12 protein-coding genes are annotated in these 17,854 nt (G+C 35.7%); all 12 read right to left on the bottom strand.

Features of this window, described 5'->3' with window-relative positions; all coding sequences use genetic code 11:
• Positions 1-15: 15 nt before the first annotated feature.
• The 12 genes from tnpA to GM418_RS25315 all read right to left on the bottom strand — a co-directional run bounded on the left by tnpA (position 16) and on the right by GM418_RS25315 (position 17,756).
• Positions 16-462, bottom strand: a complete 447-nt coding sequence (gene tnpA, locus GM418_RS25370; protein WP_158870176.1) for an IS200/IS605 family transposase — start codon at positions 460-462, stop codon at positions 16-18.
• Positions 443-2,263, bottom strand: a complete 1,821-nt coding sequence (locus GM418_RS25365; RefSeq protein WP_158870173.1) for a hybrid sensor histidine kinase/response regulator — start codon at positions 2,261-2,263, stop codon at positions 443-445. The genes tnpA and GM418_RS25365 overlap by 20 nt, the downstream gene beginning before the upstream one ends.
• Positions 2,256-2,699, bottom strand: coding sequence for a response regulator (locus GM418_RS25360; protein WP_158870171.1), 444 nt, complete (start codon positions 2,697-2,699; stop codon positions 2,256-2,258). Before GM418_RS25360 ends, GM418_RS25365 begins: the two co-directional genes overlap by 8 nt.
• On the bottom strand, positions 2,662-7,605 hold the full coding sequence (locus GM418_RS25355; RefSeq protein ID WP_158870169.1) for a PAS domain S-box protein: 4,944 nt from the start codon (positions 7,603-7,605) through the stop codon (positions 2,662-2,664). Before GM418_RS25355 ends, GM418_RS25360 begins: the two co-directional genes overlap by 38 nt.
• 105 nt (positions 7,606-7,710) lie before the next feature.
• Positions 7,711-9,312 carry an ABC-F family ATP-binding cassette domain-containing protein gene (locus GM418_RS25350; protein ID WP_158870167.1) on the bottom strand — a complete coding sequence of 534 codons (1,602 nt, stop codon included), beginning with the start codon at positions 9,310-9,312 and terminating at the stop codon, positions 7,711-7,713.
• Between the two features lie 278 nt (positions 9,313-9,590).
• Positions 9,591-10,220 (bottom strand): LysE family translocator, encoded by a 630-nt coding sequence (locus tag GM418_RS25345; RefSeq protein WP_158870165.1) that lies wholly within the window; start codon positions 10,218-10,220, stop codon positions 9,591-9,593.
• 94 nt (positions 10,221-10,314) lie between these two features.
• Positions 10,315-11,379 (bottom strand): DUF4932 domain-containing protein, encoded by a 1,065-nt coding sequence (locus GM418_RS25340; RefSeq protein ID WP_158870163.1) that lies wholly within the window; start codon positions 11,377-11,379, stop codon positions 10,315-10,317.
• A gap of 378 nt (positions 11,380-11,757) precedes the next feature.
• On the bottom strand, positions 11,758-11,976 hold the full coding sequence (locus GM418_RS25335; protein ID WP_158870161.1) for a hypothetical protein: 219 nt from the start codon (positions 11,974-11,976) through the stop codon (positions 11,758-11,760).
• 456 nt (positions 11,977-12,432) lie between these two features.
• Positions 12,433-13,068 carry a hypothetical protein gene (locus GM418_RS25330; RefSeq protein WP_158870159.1) on the bottom strand — a complete coding sequence of 212 codons (636 nt, stop codon included), beginning with the start codon at positions 13,066-13,068 and terminating at the stop codon, positions 12,433-12,435.
• An 87-nt stretch (positions 13,069-13,155) separates the two neighbouring features.
• Complete coding sequence (locus GM418_RS25325; RefSeq protein WP_158870157.1) at positions 13,156-14,961, bottom strand: sensor histidine kinase; 1,806 nt, start codon at positions 14,959-14,961, stop codon at positions 13,156-13,158.
• A gap of 230 nt (positions 14,962-15,191) precedes the next feature.
• A complete protein-coding gene (locus GM418_RS25320; protein WP_158870155.1) occupies positions 15,192-15,527 on the bottom strand; it encodes a heavy-metal-associated domain-containing protein in 336 nt (111 codons plus the stop codon).
• A 15-nt stretch (positions 15,528-15,542) separates the two neighbouring features.
• Entirely contained in the window at positions 15,543-17,756 is a 2,214-nt protein-coding gene (locus GM418_RS25315) for a TonB-dependent receptor (RefSeq protein ID WP_158870153.1), read from the bottom strand.
• Between the last annotated feature and the right edge of the window lie 98 nt (positions 17,757-17,854).

The following is a 17,854-nucleotide window of genomic DNA, read 5'->3' as shown; positions in this document are numbered from 1 at the left end:
AGAGCTGACGAGGTATCAAAATAAGCTAAGTTGCTGAACATGGAGTTTTTGATATTCCTTTTGTCTTCCTTGAGCTTGTACATATTTTTGAATTGTATTTTCATCACCATGAGCACCAACCGAACTAACATAAAACCCTTTGGTCCAGAATTCACCTCCCCACAGTTGTTTCTTGACTTTGGGATGAAGCTTGAAAATCTGTTTCGCAGTGATACTTTTTACTGTCTGAATGATTCGCGTTGGACTCAACATTGGCACACTTTGAATCAAGAAATGAACATGGTCTTTATCCGTACCAATCTCTATAAAAGTAATTTCAAAACGCTTCGAGATTTCAATACATACTTGTTTCAAACTTTCATCAACATCTTTGTCAAAAACAACCCTCCGATATTTGGCTGGACAGACAAAATGGTAAAGAAGTACTGAAACATTATGACTCTTATGAATAAATTCGCTCACATAACAAATTTAAAATTAATTTCGAAGCAGAGCTTCGGGGAACTAACCCCGCTGAGATTAGAATTATATCTATTTCGGAATGTTTTTTATATAATTCAATTGCCTGTTTTCCATTTTCTGCATGATATAACTTAATTTTATTTGTACTTAAAACATTCTCAAAATACAAATAATTAATTTCATCATCCTCTGCAATCAAAATTGTGAGCTCTTTATCAAAAACCTCCTGTCTGCCAACGATTTTCGTTTTGGGCTCACTTCTTTCAGGCACAAATGGTAAGCTGACAAAAAATTCAGCGCCGTTACCGTATTCCGACTCTACCCATATTTCACCCCCCATTTTCTCGACAAACGACTTTGATATTGATAAGCCCAATCCTAGTCCCTCTGCTTCTTTTAAATAAGAAATTTCTGCCTGCCGGAAACGCTCGAAAATCACTTTTCCCAAGCCGGGACCAATACCTTTTCCGGTATCTTTAACGCTAAAAATAAGTCTGTTGTCAACTTTTTTGTATTGAAAAAGAATCGCCCCTTTTTTTGTGAATTTTAAAGCATTATTCAACAAATTAGACAGTACCTGTTCTAGTTTTAATTTGTCGATTAAAATATCAGATTCTGAATCGTCCAGGCCTTTTTTACAAACAAACGTAATTCCATTCTGGCTTACCTGAGTAAAAAAGAAATCATATAATTCACTCATTAGCTTATTTAGATTCGTTTTTTCAGGATTGATCACGATCTGATTTGCCTCAATCTTTGAAATATCAACGAGATCGTTAATGAGATTTAGCATGCGTTTTCCACTTTCTTCAATAATATCAATATATTGATGAATCATATCAGGCGACAGATTTTCTTGTTTTAGAAGATCTGCAAACCCCAGAATCCCGTTCATTGGTGTTCTGATTTCGTGGCTCAGGTTGGCAAGAAAAGCAGTTTTTAGATTATCGCTTTCCTCAGCCTTATTTTTTGCCAGCTCAAGCTTTTTATTCAGAGTCTTTAATTTTTTAAGCGATTTTTTTAAGTCTTTTTCGAGCTTTTTCTGATCTGTAATATCATCAGCAATTATGGTATAACTATTAAGTGTATTGTTATCATTAAAAATAGGTGTTACTGATAAACGTTCCCAAAAAAAGGAATCATTATCGCTGATTTTAAAATTACCTGTGAACGCTTCTTTTTTTTGGAAAATGGCACGTATATTATCAAGCAATTTCTGGTCGGCATGAGAAAAAACAGAAAAAATAGATTTGCCGGACACTTTACTAAACGGGAAACCACTTACTCTTGTAAAATTTTGATTTACATAGTCTATGATATAGTCTTTATCAATTACGATTACGAGCATCGATGTTTCGTCGATTCCCCTTATTATTTTTTGAATCCTTTTATCGGCCTCTATGGCAATGTCCTTTTCCTTTTTTAGTGCTAATACACTTTTTATGGCAAGTGGCAAGCGGAATAAACGATCTTTTACCACATAATCCCAGGCACCGGCTTTTATCGCGTCGGCAGCAACTTCTTCCTGCAAAGTACCCGTTACAAAGATGAATGGGATTAGCAATTTCCGGGAATTTAATTCATTTAATGCTTCCATGCCATTGAACATGGGGAGCGTATAATCGCAAAGTATTAAATCTGGCAGAGAACTTGAAGTGATTTCAGAGATATAGTCCTCTTTATCCTGAATAATTTTCACTATACAATCGTATTCTTCCAGCAAATTTAATTGTTCCCGGTTTAACTCTGCATCCAGCTCATTATCTTCGAGCATTAAAATATGTAGAATTTGTTTACTCATAATTTTTTAATGATGTATTAACATTTGCCCAAAAATAGCCGAGGTTTTTTATGGCTTCCACAAACGCTGCGAAATCAATAGGTTTTACTACGAAGCTATTTGCCCCAAATTCATAGCTTCTGGCAATATCCGATTCCATTTTAGATGAAGTAAGAATAATAACAGGTATACTCTTATATTCTTTTGATTTTCTTATTTCTTTAAGCACTTCAATGCCGTCGAGTTTTGGCATTTTTAAATCAAGCAGAATAAACAGGGGAATTTCTTTATCTCGTTGGCTGTATTTTCCTTTGTAGAATAAGTAATCCAACGCTTCGGCACCGTCTTTAACTACATCCACAGGGTTAGCAAGGTTACATTCCTCAAATGCGGCCAGGGTAAGTTCAACGTCGTTGTCGTTATCTTCGGCATATAGTATTTTGCCTACGTTGTTCATGCTTTTTTTGTATTGGTAATATTATATAAAAGATTGCGCCTTTGTTTATTTCTGACTCTACTTCAATTGTTCCACCGTGTTTGGTAATAATCTGTTTTACATTTGCCAATCCAATTCCTATTCCTTCAAATTCCTCGCTTTTATGTAAGCGTTGGAATACTCCAAATAATTTATCTTTATATGCCATATCAAAGCCTGCCCCGTTGTCTTTTATAAAAATACAAACACTTTCGGTCCGGCAGTTTTTTTGTTGCCCGATTTCAATAATTGCCGGATCCTTTTTTAATGTATATTTTATGGCATTTGATATTAGGTTTTCGAAAGCAATTTCTAAAAGTCCCTGATCTCCAAAAACCTCAGGTAGCTCGTTAATCTTCCATTGCATGTTCCTTCCGGTATAATCGGGTTTTAAACGATTAATAATTTCATTTATAATAGTTGTCAAATTAACTTGCCTTGTTTTTAAATCAGCACGTCCTAAGCGGGAGAATTTCAGAAGTTCATCAATCATCGAAGACATGTTTTTAGCAGAGTAGAATATTTTATCCATATAGTTTTGTACTTTCGAATCAGCAGGGCCAATTGTTTTTTCCAGCAGGTGCATAAATCCATCAATATGTCTTAATGGCGCCCGTAAATCATGGGAAACACTGTAAGCAAAGGCCTCCAGGTCTTTATTTGCTTGCTGTAGCTGGTCTGTACGTTTTATTACTCTTTTTTCAAGCTCAATATTCATCATTTTGCGTTCTTCCTCAATAAGTTTACGTTCAGTGATGTCCTGAATTGTTCCCAGCATGTGAGATAAATGGCCTTTGTCGTCGAGATACAATTTACCCATACCATGTACCCACCTGGTTTCGTTATCGGTTTTTCGTATAATCTGGTATTCTTTATTGAAAGGTTGAAGCTTACCAATTACTTCATTTCGGAAATAGTCATCCATCATTTTCCTGTCATCGGGATGGACTAATTTTAACCAGCCAATTGTATCTTTCGTATAAGATTCATTAATACCAAATATGTTATTTAGTGTTTCTGTTGAAATCCAATTCCCTGGATTAAAATACATTTTGTAAGAGCCAATATTGCCTGTGCGTTGCGATTCCCGGAGGAAGAATTCGCTTTCTTCAGCACGCTCCTTTGCATTTATTAATTGTTTTTCAGCTTCTTTTTGTTTTGTTATATCCATGGCGGTAAAAAGCACTCCTTTTGCAGGATCTTCTGGATCGAGATATGTTAATGTGAGGTATACATTTATAAGTTTTCCATCTTTCCTTTCCCATTTGGATTCAAATTCACCAAAACCCTTCTCTGCTAACTGTTTATACATTACTTCCCCAACCATTTCATACTCTTTTTTGGTTGGAAAAACGACTTCTGTTTTGTTACCTATTAACTCTTCTTTTTTGTACCAGGTGAGGTTGCAAACTTGTGAATTAACATCTAAGATCACCCTTTTGTCCAACAGTCCTATACTAATGGGAGCAAATTCAAATATCCGCTGCATTTTTTGTTCTGTTTCCTTTAGCGCCTCAGCTGCTTCAACTTTTTGGGTAATATCTTCCGTAAATGCAACCATACCACCTACGGTTTTATCGCCCTTATGCCAGGGATGCAGCTCATAACGCACCCACTGGAAGCTTCCATTCTGCCGGATAAATTTGTCTTTTTCGCTTTTTATCACATTCCCTTGTATTGCCTGTTGATGTAAATCTCTCCACCTGTGGGAAGTTTCAGGAAATAAGTCGTAATGGTACTTGCCGGTTATATTCTGTTCATCCACATTATAAGTAAGGTACCATTGCTTGCTGGCTATTATATAACACATATTGGTGTCGAATAAAGCTATGGGCAGTGGTGTATTTTCAACAAATAAGCGGGCTCTTTCTTCACTTTCAATAAGAGCTTCTTTTGCTATTTTACTTTCGGTAATATCCTGTACCACGCCAATTAGCTTAACGGGCTGGTTATCTTCATTTTTTATTACTTCGGCCGAAGTCAATATTGTTCTTACTTCGCCATCGGGCCTTATAATCCGGTATTCATCGTTGTCTATCTTTTCTGCTTCATGAGTTTTTTCTATATTTTTGATAATGGATTGCCTGTCATCCGGATGAACTAACTGAAGAAAATTGTCATGGGTAAGGTTAAAAGTTTGTTTGTCTAATCCGTGCAACAGGTACATCGAATCGCTCCAATGAATTCTGAAATTCTCCAAAATAAGTTCCCAGCTTCCCATTTTAGCAATACGTTGTGATTCATTCAGTAATTTTTGGTTTTCCAGAATTTTTTTTTCGTATTGCTTTTGCTCAGTAATATCCTGCACTATCCCATACGTCCGGTAGGGTTTATTATTTTCGGAAAATTCGATATTCCCCATAGTTTTGAGATAGCACAACGTTTCATCCGGCTTTACAATACGATATTCATATTCAGGGAATACCCCCAGCTCTAAACTTTCCTGGTATTTTTGTTCAAAGTAAGCTCTGTCTTCAGGATAAACCAAATCAATAAATACCTGGTAATTGAGTTTCACTGATTTGTCCATACCATAAATATCATAAACCTGGTCGTTCCATATTAATTCGTCGGTTTCAATATAGTACTCCCAACTTCCTATATTGCCTGCCCTTTGTGAATCATTTAGTAGTTTTTGATTCTTAAGAAGGTTTTCTTCATATTCTTTTCGTTCTGTTATGTCTCTTATGTTAGAAATAAGAAAACCATTATTGTCTTTCCAAATAAAAACAGAATTTACTTCTATAGGAAAAACAGAGCCATCTTTTCTTTTATGACAACTCTCCAGTGTATATGATTTAAACGATTTATTTTTATGCAAATCATTCCATATGTCTTTAAAAACCTTTTTATCTGTATTGGGGTCAATATCAAATATTTTTAGTTGTATTAATTCTTCATGGGTATACCTCAGCATCTTAGAGGCCTGTTGATTAACATAATCAAAACCTCCTTCTTCGTTTATCCAAAATACACCATCGAGGGAGTTATCAACGGAAGTTTTAAATTTATTTAAAATTTTTGCATTCTTTACACGATCGGTAACATCATTAAAGAAAGTGGCAACATAATTTTTTTTGATTTTAAAAATATAACTTTCAATATACTTGTCTAATTCAGCCGAATAATTAACGTACGTAATTGGGTTACCGGTTTCAATGACTTCACTATAAGCCTCAAGCCAGTAATCTTCAGTTTTGGGGAATAGTTTTTTTGCCCTCCCTCCAATTACCTTTGCTGCCGGCATATTTAAGTATTTCTCACAAGCCGGGTTAATCTCTTCAAAAGTAAAATCAACGGCTTTCCCCATTTCATTGAAGATCACACGTTGCAAGGTAAAGCCAACAGTCAGATTTTCGAATAACAGCCTGTATTTTTCTTCACTTTGGCGTAAAATATCTTCATTGTGTTTTTGGTTGCTAATATCGTGTACATGAGCTATTTGCAATTCTCTGTTGTCTAACCATAAATGAATGGAATGAACTTCAACCGGGTAGATCGAACCATCTTTACGTTGGTTTGTAGTTTCAAACACATAACTGGCTGTCCTTTTTTCTTTTTGATTCTGGAACCCTTTCCATAATTTATCCCAATTTTTCTTTGAAAATGTTGGATCCACATCAAAAATAGTAAGCTTTAATAGCTCTTCTTTAGAGTAACCAAGATTTTCACATGTTTTTTCGTTAACATATTCAATGGCCCCGGTTTTATTCAACCAATATATTTCTTCACTGGCATGGTCAATTGAGGCTTTAAAAAGCTTTAGTCTATCTTCTTTTTCTATTCGTCCGGTAACATCATTAAATACAACAGCAAACTTGTTTTTTTCGGGGCTAAAAATGTATGTATCATAGTATTTACCTAAATCGGAAGCGTAATTCATATAACTGTACGGTTTTCCCGTCATTGCAACATGGCCATATGTTTGTAGCCAGTAATCTTCGATATTAGGCATTATACTTTTGACGGTTTTGCCTTTTATCGTATCTGCCGGCACACCCGTTAATTTTTCAAATGCAGGATTTGCTTCAATATACCTGAAATCGGATGGATTTCCCTGCTTATCGTATAACATCTCATGAAGCGCAAAACCACTGGTCATATTTTCAAAAAGACTCCGGTATTTTTTTTCACTTTGATGAATAACTTCTTCCGTTTTTCTTTGCTCTGTTATATCGCGGAATATCCATACACGGCCATTTATTAAACTTTCTTTTTGAAGAGGGTGCGACAAACGCTCAATAATTTTTCCGTTTTTTAAATCAATGATATCTTTTGTTATTTCATGACCCTGATAAATATCTTCGACCTTTTTTAAAAATTTATCCGGATTGATAATTTGATTTTTCACACTTTCAAGGAAAAGCTTATCATCATTTTTTACAAGTATATCTTCAGGAATTAAAAATATTTCTTTGAAACGATTATTATAATGGATCACCTTTCCTTCGTTCGTGACAATCAACAGGCCATCGTTCATTGAATCAAGGGTAGAATGTAAAATAGCTTCTTTGTTCCTTAAATCATCTTCAACTTTTTTACTTTCTGTAATATCCTGAGCCGTTGCGAATACTATATCTTCTTCTGAATATAACCTCCAACGTAACCATCGGTATTCCCCATTCCTATGTTTATAACGGTTATTAAAATCAATAACTTCGGCTTTAACAGCTAAATTTTCTACAACTTTAATTGTTTCTTTAATATCATCGGGATGAATAAATTCGATGAATTTTTTCCCTTTCAGTTCAGAAATTTTATATCCTAGTATCTTTTCCCATTCCGGGTTTAATTTTATAAACTTCCATTCTTTATCAGCTATGAATAACAAATCATTGCTACACCTAAAAAACTTGTCGATGAGAGGAAATGATTCTAAATTATTCAAACCGTGCATAATATGTAAATGCAAATATTATTCTGTGCATAAGTTAATTATAAAAATTGAAATGAAGAAATATAAAACAGCCGGTTGCTTTTCACTATTATATTATTACTCTTTATAGCTTTTCAACTGAATCGACCGTTCTATTTTTATCTGCTCGAGGAAACTTTCATCATGAGATACAACGATTAAAGTTCCTTTGTATTCGTTTATGGCGTAGGTCAGTATTTCTATATTCTGAATATCCAGGTTATTTGTCGGCTCATCTAAAACAATAATATCGGGCGATTGATTATGAATGGTTAAACAGCAAAGCATTAAACGCATACGTTCACCGCCACTTAACACACTGCAAGGCTTATCCCAGTCTTCTCCGGAAAACAGGAAGCGGCTAAGCCGTATTTTTACGTCGTGTTCCTGTAACGCGGTGATGTTAAACAATTGTGCCTGTTCATAAATAGTCAGACCATTATTGATTAAAGAATAATCCTGATCGATGTAAACCGTCTGATTCTCCGCCCTGTAAATGGTTCCGGTTTGAGGTTCCTGGGTTCCTAAAATCAACCTGATCAACGTTGTTTTTCCTGAACCGTTTAATCCGCGCAAAACAATACGTTCTCCGCTTTTAATAAGCACATCCAGGTTTTCCGCCCACAATAATTCAGAATCGTAGCTATAGTTGATGTTTGTTGCTTTGACCAGTATTTTACCTTTATACAGGGCGGAAGCATCAAACCCAAATTTCATTTTATCGATGTCGGGTAACAGAGAACGTAATTTGTGCAACTCCTGTGAAATACCACTAATTTTTTCACCATGAACACCTTTTAGTTTTGAAGCGCTGTTTTCCGAATCGTTTTTCATTTTATTCATCATGGTTTTAGGAGTTCCTGCCTTTAGCTGTTTCTTTTTTCCCCGGGCATTCATCCGCAGTTGTCTTTCTGCTGTTTCACGTTCTTTTTCCCTGGCTTTCCGAAGCGCCTTCTCTTTACTTTGTATATCCTGGCTTAAAGCATTATTTTCTATCTGTTTTTGCTGCACATAAAAGTCATAATTGCCACCATAAACCGCAACTTCGTTTTTACTCAACTCATACGTTGAATGCAAAAGCTGCAACAATTTCCGGTCGTGACTGACTACAACCAGAGAACATTTGGCAGATTGAATAAAGTCGTATAGCAACTGTCTTCCCGCCATATCCAAATGATTGCTCGGTTCATCCAGTAAAACCAGCTCGGGCTGATGAATGGAGACTCCCGCCAAAAATACTTTTGTCTTTTGTCCTCCACTTAACGTTTCCATTTTTTGGTACAGGTTCAAATTATTTAACTGCCAGTATTCCAGCGCCTGGTTGCAGCGGTCTTCTATTGTCCAGTCATCATCAAGAGAAACATAATTCTCCGCCGTTATATTTCCGCTTAAAACCTCCTTTAAAGCTTTTAATTTTTGCTCAATATTTATTGCCTGTGCAACCGTTAGATGATTGTACTGCCCAAATACCTGAGGGATATAATATGCTTGAGATTTACACTGGATTTGGCCGGTGGAAACCGGCAGCTTGTCTGCAATAATTTTTAGCAAGGTTGATTTTCCAACTCCGTTATTACCGATTAACGCTATTTTTTCAAACTGGTTTACGGTGAATGAAATATTCTCAAAAAGTAAATCTTTATTCGGATGGTAATATGAAATGTTTTGTAAATGCAACATAATTTCTTTCGTAAAAGGTGAAACAAGTTAGCAAACCACTATTGGGCTTGTCTTTATTTACTCTGCCTGAAAGAAATTATATTTTCATTTTAAGTTGCCTTTTATTTGATTGAGCTACAAATTTAAAAAAATATATTGACAGTACTTTCTTTTCGAACCATCATATATACAAATAAATTACAGATTTTAAATTTACCCAAAGATTAAAATTTGCGACGAGCTAAAACTCCTAAATTATCCCAATTATGCTTTACATTCTTCGTCTTGTGCATTCTCTTTTATTTCTGATGCATAAAAGCAAGTCTGATTCCAAGCAAAACCAAAATACTGCCGGAAACATTTTTAATCCATTTGGATACCGATTCTTTTGTTTTTAGATAATGTCCTACTGCACCAGAGAAATATCCCAATGTTGTTAAAAAAATCATTGTAAACAGTGCAAAAACAGATCCGAGAACAAGGAAAGGAACCGGTGAAATTTCGGTTCCGTCTGTTTTTATGAACTGAGGCAAAAAAGCCATAAAAAAAAGAGCTACTTTGGGATTCAAAGTGTTGGAAAGAAGTCCCTGTGTAAATATTTTTCTGGTGGAGGTTTGTTTTTCTTTGTTCAAAATCAACTCGTCTTTGTTAATCAAAGTTCTGATTCCCAAATAAATCAGGTAACCGGCTCCAACTACTTTAACAATCATAAAAGCAAGTGCTGAAGTCCTCAGTATTACTGAAAGTCCGAGTGCCGCCAATATTGTATGAACAAAAATCCCTAAAGTTACACCAAATGCAGAAATCAATCCTGCTTTTTTACCTGTAGAAATACCTTTTGTAAGTACATAAATCAAATCAGGCCCCGGTGTAACTATTAATATCCAGGATAATCCTATGAACAACAATAAATTCTGTATATCCGCCATAATGTCCTTATTTATTATTTAAAACTAAAATGTCTTCATATTTCAATTCGCTATTTCAAAAATTTTTTACACCTCGATTGCTTTCGGAAAACGGTTATTTTTTTGCGTTTCTATCATCAAAATAGTTAATTATTTCGGGATAAAAATCTTCATATTTTTTAAAAATATTCCGGGAGCTCTCATACCCCTCCATTAATGAATCTAGATCGTAAATATAAATAAATCCCCGATTAAATTCCTGTTTAAGAATGTCACTTTTATTGTGTTTTAACTTTGCTAACATTCTGGCTACATTTACTCTTACCAAGTGCTCATTAACACATATACTCCATTCAGGATAAGCCATTTTTCTCATTTTGTTTTCAATTGGCTCAAATAAATTTTCGGAATTATTTACAGCCTTGAGATACCTTTCAGTAACCGGATTTACAAAAGAATGACTGAATTCATGTAACATGATGTGTTCAAAAATATTTTTATCTCCAAAAACAGGAAAACCATTGATACTGTTTTTAGCTCCCAGAATGCTGTAAACTAATTCGCCATCGTCCGATTGAATTTGCGGGCCGTATCCACCGCGTTGAAACAGAGGATCTGCAATAATTGTATAGCTTTCTTTTTTGTCGCCGTAATAATTTTCCAACGTTCTTATATAGTTCTCATCAGGTATAGTTTGTTTTATGCTATCGACTACCCTTTTGTAAAAATCTGTCTGGGAATTATAAAATTTTTCAAAATTACTTTTTATGGCAAAGTTCTGCAGAGAATTCGCAAACTCTTTTAATTTTAATTCTGAGCCTGCACGACTGATTAAATATTCGGTATACGGAGTGCTCTGTTCAAAACCGGGTAATTCTGAATGATACAACACAAAAGTAGGTGGTGCGTCGAAACTAAATCCAAAATCGTATAACTCCTGACAGAGTTTCACAGCCTGATGGTCAGAATAAGGTTTGAAATATTCTTCAACCTCGGATTGATAATACAAATCATATCGGTTGTGTCCATATGCAGCCCAGGTAGTAAAATGTTGGACTATCGACAACAACTCTATTCGTTCATCAACTTTGATGTTAATTTTCTTTTCGATATTCTTCACTTCGGTTTCACACGAAATGAAAAGAAAAATAATCAGTCCGGATAGTATTTGGTTCTTCATTTTATAATAAAAATTGGTTTTACATTGATTGAATGTTTATCTCAATCATAGATTCCTTAATTCTTTGCCGGAATATTTCATTTTAAGAACAATAAAACCTGAACCAAATAGAATACCAAATATATAACTCAGTCATTACCAACATATTTAAATTAAAAAACAAAAAAAGCTGTAAAATAATTTTACACCCGATGTCAAATTATTTGGTATCGCCAACCTGTTTTGATCTAAAAAAATTTTTTAGGTTGGAAACAATCTTGTAGAACATAAAAGTGTTCTGTTTTGTGCTTTTGTAGCGAGATTTAAAAGATAACAACGGAAGAATGGTTCGCTTTCTGCCGGGTCACTCCTCTTTCATTTGTGTATCTGCAGATTACCTTAACCGATTTTCCCGTCCAGCCAGTGAAGGGTATTGAGCAACAACTGAGTGTTTTCCGGCGCAACCGCATTATTCATCCCTATTTTTATTTTGTTTGGTCCGGTCAGCTGTGCAGAAAACATTGTTGCCTCTCCCAAAGCTACAATTCCCCCTTTCCGTATTTTTTTAGCCCCCTGAGACAAATCAGGAATATAGGTTGTATCGGTCCTTCTGCGCAAACAGCAAAAAAGGCGAGCCCAAAAGAAAGATAAGAACCAATGTTTTCATATTTTTAATTTTTCAAGCAAAACGAAAAGATAAATTTTTTACAGAATGAAATTAACAATAGCTGCCCAAACTATAAGATGGCCCTTAGAATACACTTAAAAACCGGCTGACGAATATTGTTTGATATCCTGAACAAACTTCTTTTCATACCATCAATTTCTTACTCCATTCTGGAATTTCTTACAGGCGGTTATCATGTTGTTTTTACCTAAAACAAATTTCATTTGTGCCATATTGATCCTATCCTAACAAAAATATTTTATATCGCTTAAACGATAATGTAGGAAAACAGGGTACCGGGTGCCTCAGCAAATGTATGATCGGTTCCCCCTTCAATACTATCAAAGCACCAAAGTTCACTACTTTAACTTTGAGGTAAAAAACATCTTATATGGAGGCGACCTCTATTACTTAAAACGAATTCCAAACTGTACTCCAAACAAAGCTACCGCTTCCCCGTCGAAGCCATCAAGACTGGCAACTACGCCAGCAAAAAAGCGATTCGCAAAATGATAGTTATAAAAAGCTTTCGCAAAATATGGCTCGATTGTCCATGCCGATTTTGCCCCTAAAGCAATTAACTCTGAATGGGCTCCATTACTTTCATAAGTTGAACGCACAGATGCATAACTCTTTATGCCCAAACCTGCTCCAAATGCAAGTTCATGTCTTCTTTTTAGTTTTAAATTACCGGATAGCGCGAAAGGTTTAAAAAGTAAAAGCATACTCATTGAGCCCATAATATTACCGGAATAGTGCATTCTGTCTCCTTCCGGCAATGAGTACATCAATGCACCGGTATTTCGGTTCCAACCGTTATTCAACCTTTCTGTAGGGAGCGTTGAAAAAAAATTGAATGTCGGTGAAATTTCCAGAGATTTTACCAGTGGAATTCCAATATCAAAAGAAAAATAAAATCCGTCAACAGCATCAATGCCACTTGCAGTACCAATGCTTGTCCGGACAGAACACTTTTCCTGTGCATTTGTCAAAAAAGCAGATAATAAAAGAATGATGAATAAAAAAGAGTGTTTTTGAGTCATTGGGTGATTTTTAAATTATATATATTTTGTATTTGACTTTTTGAATCAACACAATTTATCCGTAGTTTGGTCCGGATAAATTCACATTTACCGGGGTGCCGCTGGCAGAAAAACAGAAAACAACGTTCCTTTTCCCGGTTCACTTTCAACAGCAAGTTTTCCGTTGTTGAGATCGACAAATTCTTTGCATAAGATCAATCCAAGTCCGGTTCCTTTTTCGTTTGCAGTCCCCGGTTTCGATTTAACTTTACCAATCCGGAAAAGATTTTTCAGCTGCTCATTGTCCATTCCAATTCCATTGTCCTGAATTTTAACTTCAACCAATTTGTCTCCGGGTTTTGCGCTTGCACTTAATTTAATCTCTCCGCCGGCGGACGTAAACTTTACCGCATTAGAAATAATATTGCGAAATACTGTTTTAATCATTTCATCATCCACATAAATTTTCAAACCGTCCGGAATTTCATTGGTGAGAGTAATTTGCTTTTGAGACGCCGTCTTTTGCAACAAATCAACTGTCTCAAACAACATTTCATTCATGTTCACTTCCTCCAGACTGACGGCCAGCTTGTCGGTTTGTAAACGTGCCCATTGCAGCAAATTTTCAAGCAGTACAAAAATATTTTTGGCTGTGGTGTAAACCGACCTGGTCACCGAATTTAATTTCTCTTCTGAAAGATTTGCCGCATTTTCTGCTAAAACTTCCGACAGCCCAAGTAAACCGGCAAACGGTGATTTTAAATCGTGGGCAATTATCGAAAAAAATTTATCTTTTGTTGCATTTGCATAGCTCAATTCTCTATTCCGTTCGACCAGCTGCCGCCGCGCTTCAATTTTTAAATTGATATTTCGCGACAAAAACCAAAAAAGCGTTATAAATATCAAACTCATAAAAACAAAAACTAACCACCAGGATTTAACTTCCTCCAAAATAATCAAGTTCAAATCTTTGGCAGAGACAAAAGATATTAATTTCCAAAGGAGAAAATTACGACCGCCTTTATCTTTGTCCGTAAATCCTTTGGAAAGAGGATTTACCGTAGCAAAAGTAAACATACCTTTGGCAGTTGAAAATGTTCCTTCCCGGCCTTCATAAACCATTTTACTCTCTTCCGGAAAATCATAAAAAAAGGTTTTGTCTTTTTTCTCATCAAACATAAACCCCCATTCCACATCTTTTTCAAGACCAATAAAATAATACCCGTTTTTATTCAGAAATAAGAGTTCTCCATTGTTACTTTCATCCTCGGAAATAAGTTTATCGATGATAATATCGCCAAAAAAATTAACAACCACCATCCCTGTCAACTCCTTTTGCCGGTTAAAAACAGGGGAACCGATGCGTATCATTGGCTTAAAAGGAACTTCTATCGTATCCTTCTCCACGTTCAAATCCATAGGAGAAAAAAAGACGGAATCCTGTGGCAAGCTTTTTATCTCCTGAAAATAATACCTTTTTGATTTATCCTGAAGTTTCCCTTTATCAACAATTTCGGCTTTTCCTTCTGTATAGTTAATTCTGACCTTTTCTTTTCCGGAAACATCGATATAACGAATCTGGTTGTATGTTTCCTTTGACAGAGCAAATTCATAATAAGTTTCAACAAGATGTTTCTCAAACTCATATCTCGACTGCTCGGAGAATAATTTTGTTTGCCGGGTGAGAAATAAAACATCTGATTTTATCTGCCTGACAATTTCGTTTGTAATATCGCTCGTTTTTAAACAGGTGTATCTTTCTTCGGCTTTTATTTCATTTTTGATTCTTTTTTCCGTAGAAAAATAAAGCGCTCCAATTAAAAAAATCAGGATAATCAGATAGCCAAAGACAAAAACAAAAAATAAGGCAACCGTTTTTTTCTGGTTAATTCTATGTGTCAGGTTGTTGTTCACTATGATTTGTCCTGTGTTTTATCATTCGAAGCCAAAAATAACAACATTTTCAAAAGGATAAAAATATTTTCATCCACACAGAAGCATCAGACATAGACTTTTCTGTTTTTCAAAAAGAAACAAAATATGAAATTATGTTCAGTTAATATCAGCCATATTCAAAAAAAGGGACAGCAAAGTGTCCCTTTTTAAAATCCAGTCATAGCGTATTATACTAAAACTTCCCCTTTCTATTCTTTTTTCACTTCCTGATTATCTACCAAAGCATGGTATTCGTCCTCGGAAATTTTTTCTGCTTTGTACCCCTTTTTTTCGATAGATTTTGCGATGGCTTCGTCGTTATTTTTTCCTGTTTTATATTCCAGAAAAATAGTATTGGTATTAAAATCCACCTTTAAATCTTTTACACCTTTTTCAAAACGAAGATGTTCGGTTAGTGTTTTCTGACAATTTTCGCAATCCATGCTGCTTTTAAAGCATACGACTTTTGTCTCTTTTTGTGCGAATGTTGAATTCACTGTCGCCCCTAAAAAAATAACAAGGGCCATTAAAATTAATTTCTTCATAATTTTTTTGTTTTATTAATGGTTTAAATGAAATCGTAGTCCAACATAAATACGGCGGCCAAGCACAGGGCCCCAAACATTGGTAGCGTCAAAAAATTCTCCATACGGATGAGCGGCGTCTGTTACGGGATTTTTCTGTTTAAAACCAGCCAGATTCTCCGATCCAACATAAATATTCCAGTATCGGAAGTATTTGGTTATTTGTGCATTCATAACAGTAAAAGGGTCAAACTCTTCAGGGCCTGTTGCAATTGCAGCATCAGAAGAAACCACTGGAATACGACCTCCACCGTTAAATTGTATGGTATAGTCGAACATCCATTTTTTTAAGTTAGTGGTGTAATTTAAGTTTATCAAGCCTTTGTAACGGCTTGTGAGCGGTTTCTCCTTTAATACTCCGCCAATGGTTTGTTTTATATCGTTTATACGGTAGGCCAGCAACACATCAAGCCTCTCAACTGGTTGGTAACGCATATCAAATTGTAAACTTCCTGCATATGATTTTCCATTCAGTGGCGAAAGAATAATATTCTCTGCCGAAGTTTCACGATCGACCACTAACTGCGATTGAAACCGGGTATAAAAATACTCGGCATTGATTTGCAAATCGCGGTCAAAAAGCACATAATCCTGAATAAAACTTGCACCAAAATTCCATGCTTCTTCCTGAAAGGAATCGTCGCTCCATAAAAGCGGACGGGCATTGGCCAGAAGAAAGATATTTTCCGAAACCACATTCGCAGTGCGATATCCTTTTCCTGCATTGATTCTAAATGTATAATTTTCTGAAAACCGGTAACGCATGTGCATACGCGGTGTAACAAAAGTTCCGAAATTATTATGAAAATCAGCACGAATTCCGGCCATCAGCGTAAATTGTTCATTTGGTTTTAGCGTATATTCTGCAAACACTCCCGGCACTTGTTCAGTACGCGCTATTGGGTTGGAGTACAGGCTTTCATTAAAATGGTCGTTAACAAAACTGACTCCTGAATTAATTGTATTTTTTCCGTAAATATCGAGGTCACGGGTTAAGACAAGATTGGCATAAAAGCGGGTTTCATCTGCATCAAAGTCGTTCAGGCCATAGAAAGAATTGGTTTTGTGGTATGCAAAATTTGAAAGCAAAGCCACGGCAGTCCTGCCATTCGGGCTTACATAACCGCCTTTTAGGAATCCTTCCAAACGATTGGTTTTGATATTTATCCCATATGGATTTTCAACGGTTCTTTCCATATCTTCCCTGAAATCCATTTGTCCACCCAACCGATCTTCATTCATAAATCCAATGCCAGCCTGTGCCATAAATCCCTTAAAATTATTGTATTTCCAACGGTTAAATACGTTTACCACCTGCATAAGTGGTTCATCGATAAAACCATCGTTGTTGTGATCATTTCTTTTTGATAAATCAGAGGCGTGTACAAACAATCCGGTAGTAATGGTATCGCCTTTTACTTTCATGTTTGTGTTACCGTTAAATTCTTTGCGTCCTTCAGCGCTGGCAAAAACATTTAAAAACAGTTTTTCCTGATCGTCAGGCTTTTTGTAGTTTACATTAATTTGCCCTGCAATTGATTCGTAGCCGTTTACAACCGAAGCCGCACCTTTGGAAACCTGAATGGATTCCATCCACGGACCGGGGACATAAGTTAAACCAAAATTGGTTGCCAATCCACGTAAATTGGGCATATTTTCGGTTTGCAATTGCGAGTAAATACCATCCAGTCCGAGTAAACGAATTTGTTTGGCACCGGTAACCGCATCGCTGTAGCTTACATCAACCGAAGGATTGGTTTCAAAACTTTCTGCCAAATTACAGCAGGCAGCTTTGTGTAACTCAGCATTTCCGATTCGAACGGTGTGAACCGGATCCATTTTTGACATATAGGTTCCCCGGTCTTTTTGAACTACAGTTACCTCTTCAATTTCCAAATTGGGTTCAAGTACAACTTCCAATGGCGCTGAACCATGAACATGGAGTTTTTTTGTGGTGTAACCAACAAAACTAAAAACCAACATGTGCTGCCCCTCTTTTTGTTTGATTTCAAAATTACCGGTGTCGTTTGATGCAACACCGTTTTGGGTATTTTCCCAATATATATGAACTCCGGGAAGTGGCTGCTTTTCTCCCTTTTCACCCTTCCCAAAAACTTTTCCTGAAATGCTTTGGGAAAACGATATTACAGGAAAACATACATAAAAAAATAAGACTAATATATTTTTCATTGCTTAAGATAAGTAAGACGGCAACATAAAATTGAGAGACTAAATAAATGGCCTGTCTTGTTTCAAACAATTTCTTTTATTAAAACTCAAATAATTTT

The sequence above is a fragment of the Maribellus comscasis genome (assembly GCF_009762775.1).
GTDB lineage: Bacteria > Bacteroidota > Bacteroidia > Bacteroidales > Prolixibacteraceae > Draconibacterium > Draconibacterium comscasis.
Note: the sequence above shows the minus strand (reverse complement) of the source record. Positions and strands in the feature narration are given on the sequence as shown.